General features: G+C 64.0%; 8 protein-coding genes. 2 read left to right on the top strand and 6 right to left on the bottom strand.

What is annotated here, in order from left to right; all coding sequences use genetic code 11:
* A partial coding sequence (gene pdxA, locus ABW043_RS19380; RefSeq protein ID WP_353922844.1) for a 4-hydroxythreonine-4-phosphate dehydrogenase PdxA occupies positions 1-802 on the top strand: 802 nt, incomplete at its 5' end.
* Complete coding sequence (gene rsmA, locus ABW043_RS19385) at positions 799-1641, top strand: 16S rRNA (adenine(1518)-N(6)/adenine(1519)-N(6))-dimethyltransferase RsmA (RefSeq protein WP_353922845.1); 843 nt, start codon at positions 799-801, stop codon at positions 1639-1641. The genes pdxA and rsmA, both read left to right, overlap by 4 nt.
* Here rsmA and ABW043_RS19390 read toward each other — a convergent pair whose 3' ends face one another.
* The 6 genes from ABW043_RS19390 to ABW043_RS19415 form a co-directional block, all read right to left on the bottom strand.
* Entirely contained in the window at positions 1642-2874 is a 1233-nt protein-coding gene (locus tag ABW043_RS19390) for an MFS transporter (RefSeq protein ID WP_353922846.1), read from the bottom strand.
* A 2-nt stretch (positions 2875-2876) separates the two neighbouring features.
* Positions 2877-3515 (bottom strand): guanylate kinase, encoded by a 639-nt coding sequence (gene gmk, locus ABW043_RS19395; RefSeq protein ID WP_353922847.1) that lies wholly within the window; start codon positions 3513-3515, stop codon positions 2877-2879.
* Positions 3516-3527: 12 nt separating this feature from the next.
* Positions 3528-4412 carry a YicC/YloC family endoribonuclease gene (locus ABW043_RS19400; RefSeq protein ID WP_353922848.1) on the bottom strand — a complete coding sequence of 295 codons (885 nt, stop codon included), beginning with the start codon at positions 4410-4412 and terminating at the stop codon, positions 3528-3530.
* Positions 4409-5521 (bottom strand): endolytic transglycosylase MltG, encoded by a 1113-nt coding sequence (mltG, locus tag ABW043_RS19405; protein WP_353922849.1) that lies wholly within the window; start codon positions 5519-5521, stop codon positions 4409-4411. The genes ABW043_RS19400 and mltG overlap by 4 nt, the downstream gene beginning before the upstream one ends.
* 163 nt (positions 5522-5684) lie before the next feature.
* Positions 5685-6953, bottom strand: a complete 1269-nt coding sequence (fabF, locus tag ABW043_RS19410) for a beta-ketoacyl-ACP synthase II (protein WP_353922850.1) — start codon at positions 6951-6953, stop codon at positions 5685-5687.
* A 21-nt stretch (positions 6954-6974) separates the two neighbouring features.
* A partial coding sequence (locus ABW043_RS19415; RefSeq protein WP_353922851.1) for an acyl carrier protein occupies positions 6975-7097 on the bottom strand: 123 nt, incomplete at its 5' end.

Consider the following 7097-nt stretch of genomic DNA (forward strand, 5'->3'; position numbering starts at 1 on the left):
GGTATTTTCGCGCGCGCTGCCAGTGGTGGATATCGCCGGGATTGTGCCGGACCAGCCCGGGCAAGCGCATCCGGAGTCGGCGCGGGTGGTGATTGCGGCGATCGAAGAGGCTGTGGCGAGCGTCCGGGCTGGCGACAGTCGTGCGCTGGTGACGGCGCCGATCCATAAGGGCGCGCTCTATCACGTCGGTTTTGCCCATCCGGGGCATACGGAGTTTCTCGCGGCGCTTTGTGCCGAGGGTGGCGTGGAGCCGCTGCCGGTGATGATGCTGGCGCATGATGAATTGCGGACGGTGCCGCTGACCATTCATGTGCCGATCAAGGATGTGCCGGGGCTGATTTCCGAAGAGTTGATCCTCGAAACGCTGCGGGTGATGGCGCGCGATCTCAAGAGCCGCTTTGGGATCGCGGCGCCACGGATTGCTGTGTCCGGGCTCAACCCGCATGCGGGCGAAGGCGGGGCCATCGGGCGGGAAGAGATCGAGACCATCATTCCAGCGCTGGAGAAGGCGCGGGCTGAGGGGATTGAAGCGATGGGCCCCCTGCCCGGCGACACGCTGTTCTTCCCAAAACACTGGCGGCAATATGATGCCGTGCTGGCGATGTACCACGACCAGGCGCTGATCCCGATCAAGACCGTGGCATTTGACGCCGGGGTGAATGTGACGCTGGGGCTGCCGATCGTGCGGACATCGCCAGACCACGGGACGGCGTTTGACCTGGCGGGGACGGGAAAAGCCTCGACATCGAGCTTTTTGGCGGCCATAGCCATGGCAGACAAGATGACGTCCGGGACCGCATGAGCCAGATCGATACGCTTCCGCCGCTGCGCGAGGTCATTGCCACGCATGGGCTGCAGGCGAAGAAAGAGCTGGGGCAGAATTTTCTGCTCGACCTGAACCTGACGGCGCGCATTGCTCGCGTCGGCGGTTCGCTTGAAGGCGTGCGCGTGATCGAGGTGGGCCCGGGGCCCGGCGGGCTGACGCGGGCATTGCTCGCCGAGGGCGCGCGGGAAGTGATCGCCATCGAGCGCGACGCGCGGGCATTGCCGGCGCTGGCGCAGATTTCCGAGGCCTATCCGGGGCGTTTAACCGTGATTGCGGGCGACGCGATGGAAATGGACTATCGGCAACTTGCCGACGGCCCGACGCGGATCATCGCCAACCTGCCCTACAATATCGGCACGCCGCTGCTGACCGGCTGGCTGACGCAGGAGCCTTGGCCGCCGTTCTTCGAGAGCATGACGCTGATGTTTCAGCGCGAGGTGGCGGAGCGGATCTGTGCCAAGCCCGGCGAGGACCCTTATGGGCGGCTGGGCGTGTTGGCCGGGTGGCGGAGCGAGGCGCGGATTGCCTTCAATGTCGGGCGACAGGCTTTTGTGCCGCCGCCCAATGTGACCTCGGCCGTGGTGCATCTGGTGCCAAAGCCGGTGGAAGAAGGCTTGGCGGTCAAGCATGTCGAGCAGGTGACCAAGGCGGCCTTCGGGCAGCGACGCAAAATGGTGCGGCAATCGCTGAAGTCGCTGGGTGTGCCTGTGGAAGGGCTGCTGGCTGCTGCCGGGCTCAAGGGCGACGAGCGGGCCGAGGATCTTCCCATCGAGGCCTTTCTGGCCATGGCGCGGGCGCTGCCGGGGCTGCGCTAATCACTGTGCAGTTGGTGGCGTAACGGGTTGTTCCGGCGCGGCGAGCGGCGGGATGAAGGTCAGGCGAATGGCCACCACAAGGGCCAGCGTAATAGCGCCACCGCAGACGAGGAGGACGCCGGGCCAGGCCCAGGCCGTCCAGGCGTAACCGCCAATGGTGCCGAGCATCGAGGCGCCAAGATAGTAAGCCACGAGATAGAGTGCGGAGGCCTGAGCCTTGCCGACGCGGGCGCGACGGGTGACCCAGGCGCTGGCAACGCCATGGGCGGCGAAGAAGCCAATGGTAGCGATAGCGAGGCCAAGGATGATGACCCAGGTGTCGGGGATGGTGGTGAGTGCCATACCGACGCCCATGATCGCTACGAGAACCCAGAAGACCTTGCGGCGGCCGAGACGCTGGGAAAGGCCGCCGGCCCAGGTAGAGCTGATGCTGCCAAGGAGATAGACGAGGAAGATCGCCGCGATGGCCGAGTGGCTCAGAAGGAAGGGCGGCAGGGCCAGGCGGAAGCCGGCATAGTTATAGAGCGTGACGAAGCTACCCATGATGAGGAAGGAACTGGCGAAGAGCCAGGGCAGAGCCGCATCGTCGAAACTGGCGCGGCAGCGGCGCCAGAGGTCGGGCAGGCTTATGGGGTCGCGGGTGGACTGGCGCGGCTGGGGGAGCAGCGCAGCGACCGCGAGGGCAGCGAGAAGGATCAGGCCGGCCAATATGCCGGTGCCGAGGCGCCAGCCGAGAAAATCGGAGAGGACACCGGAGATGACGCGACCCGCCATGCCGCCAATGGCAGTACCGCCGATATAAAGGCCCATGGAATAGCCGAGGGCATCGGGGGCCATTTCCTCGGAAAGATAGACCATGGCGACGGCCGGAATTCCGGCAAGGGTGATGCCCATCAGCGTACGGAGCGTGATCAACTGCCACCAGACCTGGGCGAAGGGCAAAGCGGCGCCGAGTATGGCGGTGATCAGCAGGGCCCAGACGATGAGGCGGCGACGACCGAGGCGATCGGCGAGCATGCTGGCGGGAATAAGGGCGACGGCCATGGTGGCCGTGGTGACCGAAAGCGCCAGGGACGCCTCGCCGGCGTCGCGCACCCAATATTGCGCGAACATAGGCAGCAGGGGCTGCACCGAATAGAGCGAAGCAAAGACCGAGAAGGCCGACAGGAAGAAGGCGGCATTGGCCCGCCGGAATTCACGAGTGCCGCGACGAATGCCCGGCAGCTCGGTCATGGTCAGGCCGGGCCGATCTGGTTCTGCAGGTCGCGAACGAAATTGTCGAGATTGATCTGGCGCTCGCGATTGAGACGAGCCGAGGCCAAGATGGCACGGACGCGGGCGACGGAGAGTTCGAGGTCTTCGTTGACGAGGACGTAGTCGTACTCGTCGTAGTGATCCATCTCGTTGCGCGCATTCCTGAGGCGCTTCTCGATGGTGCCGACGCTATCCTGGGCGCGGCGTTCGAGGCGGGCGCGCAGTTCCTTGATCGAGGGCGGCAGGATGAAGACCGTGACCATGTCGGCACGGCATTTTTCGTAGAGCTGCAGGGTGCCCTGATAGTCGATGTCGAAGAGGATGTCGTTGCCGTTGGAGAGCTGTTCTTCAACGAGGGCGCGCGGCGTGCCGTAGAAATTGCCATGCACCTCGGCGGATTCGAGCAGGCCGCCATCGCGGCGCATCGCTTCGAAGGTCGGCACGTCGATGAAATGGTAATGCTTGCCGTCGACTTCATCGGTGCGGCGGCCGCGGGTGGTTACCGAAACCGAGAGCTTGATGTTTGGATCGGCGCCGAAGAGTGCGCGCGAAATGGATGACTTTCCGGCGCCCGAAGGCGAGGCGAGGACAAGCATGACGCCGCGGCGCTGAAAATCCATCTGTGAGGCACTCTATTCGATGTTCTGGACTTGCTCGCGTAGTTGATCGATCACCGCCTTGAGGTCAAGGCCGATGGAGGTGAGTTCCACGGCGTTCGATTTGGAGCAGAGCGTATTGGCTTCGCGGTTGAATTCCTGAGCGAGGAAATCGAGGCGGCGGCCGACGGCGCCAGAGCCGGACAGCAGCGCACGGGCGCCGGCAATATGGGCGCGGAGGCGGTCGATCTCTTCCTGGATGTCGGCCTTGGTCGCGAGCACCAGCGCTTCCTGGGCGAGACGATCGGGCGAAATATCAGCTTCCTGGCGGAGCGCCTGAACTTGCTGGGCAAGGCGGGCTGAGATGGCTTCACGCGAGCGGCCGGGATGGGCGTCGGCGCGCTCGACAAGCTCGGCGATAACATCGAGTTGGCGAGAGAGGATTTCGGCGATACGCGCCCCCTCCTCCAGCCGCGATTGTTGCAGGGCGCCGCAAGCTTGCCGCACGGCGGCCATCAGGATGGGTTCGAGCCCCTCTTCGTCGAGATCACCACCTTCTTCGACGACGAGAACGCCGGGCAGCGCCAGGATGCCATCGAGGCTGGGGCGGCGGGCATCGACGCGGCCGGACAGTGCCGAGATGGCCGCGAGGATGGTTTCAAGCGCAGCGGGGTTGACCGAAACGGCGCCGGTTGCGCCCTGCCGCTCGAGCGACACCGTCGCATTGACCGAGCCGCGGGAGAGCGCCTGCCCCAGTGCCTGACGGATGGGGATATCGAAAGCGTCGAGACCGGGCGCCAGCCGGGTGCGGATATCAAGGCCGCGGCCATTGACCGATTTCAGTTCCACCCGGAGGCGGGCCGGGCCGAACATGGCGTCGGCCCGGGCATAGCCGGTCATGCTGGCGATGGCTGAGGTCACTGGCTGCTGCCTTCCGTGCCGTTGGCCTGTTCGGCTTCGAGGGCCTGGCGGGCAGCTTCCGCGTCCGTCGCAGCCTGCTCGGCGGCCTCGCGCTCGATCTCGCGATAGCGGGCGACGTTCTGCTGGTGCTCGGCATAGGTCTCGGCAAAGACGTGACCATCGCGCGGTGAGGCGCCCTTGGCGACGAAGTAGAGGTAGTTGTGGCTATCGGGATTGGCGACGGCACGCAGCGACTCGATGCCGGGATTGGCGATGGGCGTCGGGGGCAGACCGTCGATCTGATAGGTATTGTAAGCCGTCTTTTCCTCGATCTCGGAACGGCGAAGGCCGCGCTCGAGCTTGGTTTGACCCAGCGTGATGCCATAGATGATCGTCGGATCGGACTGCAGGCGCATGCCTTCCTTGAGGCGATTGACGAAGACGGCGGCGACCTGCGGACGCTCTTCGGCAACGCCGGTTTCGCGCTCGACGATGGAGGCGAGGATCAGGAGTTCGGCCGGAGAGGACAGCGGCAGGTCGGCCTGACGGCCTTCCCAGGCCTCGGCGAGCGCCGTGGTCATGGCGGCCTGCATGCGGTCGATGACGGACTGGCGGGTATCGTCCGGCATATAATCATAGCTGCCCGGCAGGATCGAGCCTTCGGCCGGCAGGGTGTCGATGGTGCCGCTCAGGCGATCATCGGCATTGACGCGCTGCACGACTTCCCAGGAGGTCCAGCCTTCGGGAATGGTGACGGCGTAGCGGATGGGCGTGCCGGTCGTCAGTTCGCGCAGAATTTCGGACATGCTGGCATTGGCGGGGATGGTGAAATCGCCGGCCTTGACCGTGGTGTTGTCTTCCACACGCGAACCGAACTGCCGGAAGATCAGGGCATTGGTGATGAAGCCCTGTTCTTCGAGACGGCTCGCCGTGGTGGTCAGCGTGTTGCCGCTTTCGACGCGGAAGACGCGCTCTTCGTTGGACGGACCGTCGGTATAGTACTGCTGGGCGACGAAGAGGAAACCGCCGCCGACGACCACGAGGCCGATGACGAGCAGGGTAAGAAGGGCGTTGAGCACATCGACAAGGCCATTGGACGAGCGGCGGCGGCGTTTACGGCGGTCGTTCATCTAGAGAATCACCTCTTGGCAGTCAGCGGATGTGCCGATCTTCTTGTTGTTCCTTGAAGCCACACCGTGGCAGGGCAGCGGCTTTGTTTGCTTCGTATTTGCATAAAAACAAGGGGCACGTCGCTTTAGCCACGCGACGTGCCCCTCTTGCAGTTTAAAAAAATCAGGCGACCTTGCGCATGACCAGCGTGGCATTGGTGCCGCCAAAGCCGAAGCTGTTGGACAGGGCCACGTTAATTTCCTTCTTGAGTGCCACCTTGGGCACCAGATTGATCGCCGTCTCGACGGAGGGATTGTCGAGATTGAGCGTCGGCGGAGCGATGCCATCGCGCATGGCGAGAAGGCAGAAAATCGCTTCGACCGAACCTGCGGCACCCAGAAGGTGACCGATGGCCGACTTGGTCGAGCTCATGACCGACTTTTCTGCGGCAGCGCCCAGGACGCGGGATACCGCGCCCAGTTCGATCTCGTCGCCGAGCGGCGTCGAAGTGCCGTGTGCGTTGATATAGTCGATATCGGCCGGCGAAATGCCCGCACGCTTGACCGCCGCGCTCATGGCACGGAAGCCACCGTCGCCATCGGGCGCGGGTGCGGTGATATGATAAGCATCGCCCGAAAGGCCATAACCGATCACTTCGCCATAAATCTTGGCGCCGCGAGCCTTGGCGCGCTCATAGTCTTCGAGCACCACAATGCCGGCGCCCTCGCCCATGACGAAGCCATCGCGGTCCCGATCATAGGGGCGGGAAGCCGCGGTCGGATTGTCGTTAAAGCCGGTCGAGAGCGCACGCGCTGCGGCAAAGCCGGCCAGCGAGATGCGGTTGACGCAGCTTTCCGCACCACCCGCAACCATCACATCGGCATCGCCCAGCGCGATCAGGCGGGCCGCATCGCCAATGGCGTGCGCCCCAGTCGAGCAGGCGGTGACGACGGAATGGTTCGGTCCCTTGAGACCGAAACGGATGGAGACATGGCCGGAAGCCAGATTGATCAAGCGACCCGGGATGAAGAAGGGGCTGATGCGGCGCGGGCCTTTTTCGTGGAGGGTGATGGAGGCATCATAGATGCCGCCAATCCCGCCGATGCCCGAGCCGATCAGAACGCCAGTGCGTTCCTGCTCTTCCTGCGTCTTGGGTTCAACCCCGGCATCCTGGATGGCCTGGGTGGCAGCGGCCATGGCGTAGACGATGAAATCGTCGACCTTGCGCTGTTCCTTGGTTTCCATCCACTCGTCGGGATTGTACTTGCCATCGGCATAATCCCCGCGGGGCAGCCGATGAGCAATCTGGCAGGCGATATCGTCGACCTGGAATTCGTCGATACGCTTGGCTCCACTCTTGCCTGCAAGAATATTGGCCCACGTGGCCTCCACTCCGCAACCAAGGGGCGTGACAAGCCCCATTCCGGTGACGACGACTCGGCGAAGTTCCATGTCTAAACCTGCCCGTCCAGCTTAGCTGGTGGCCTTGGTCAGGAAGGAGACTGCGTCCCCAAAGGTCTGGATCGACTCGGCAGCGTCGTCCGGGATTTCGACCGAGAATTCTTCTTCGAAAGCCATAACCAGCTCGACCTGATC

Origin of the sequence: Devosia sp. (assembly GCF_040509215.1) — a bacterium.
GTDB lineage: Bacteria > Pseudomonadota > Alphaproteobacteria > Rhizobiales > Devosiaceae > Devosia.

Bases quoted from the DNA above. Each gene is read 5' to 3' on its own strand.
- rsmA (WP_353922845.1), top strand. From the start codon at position 799: ATGAGCCAGATCGATACGCTTCCGCCGCTGCGCGAGGTCATTGCCACG.
- ABW043_RS19390 (WP_353922846.1), bottom strand. From the start codon at position 2,874: ATGACCGAGCTGCCGGGCATTCGTCGCGGCACTCGTGAATTCCGGCGG.
- gmk (WP_353922847.1), bottom strand. From the start codon at position 3,515: ATGGATTTTCAGCGCCGCGGCGTCATGCTTGTCCTCGCCTCGCCTTCG.
- mltG (WP_353922849.1), bottom strand. From the start codon at position 5,521: ATGAACGACCGCCGTAAACGCCGCCGCCGCTCGTCCAATGGCCTTGTC.
- fabF (WP_353922850.1), bottom strand. From the start codon at position 6,953: ATGGAACTTCGCCGAGTCGTCGTCACCGGAATGGGGCTTGTCACGCCC.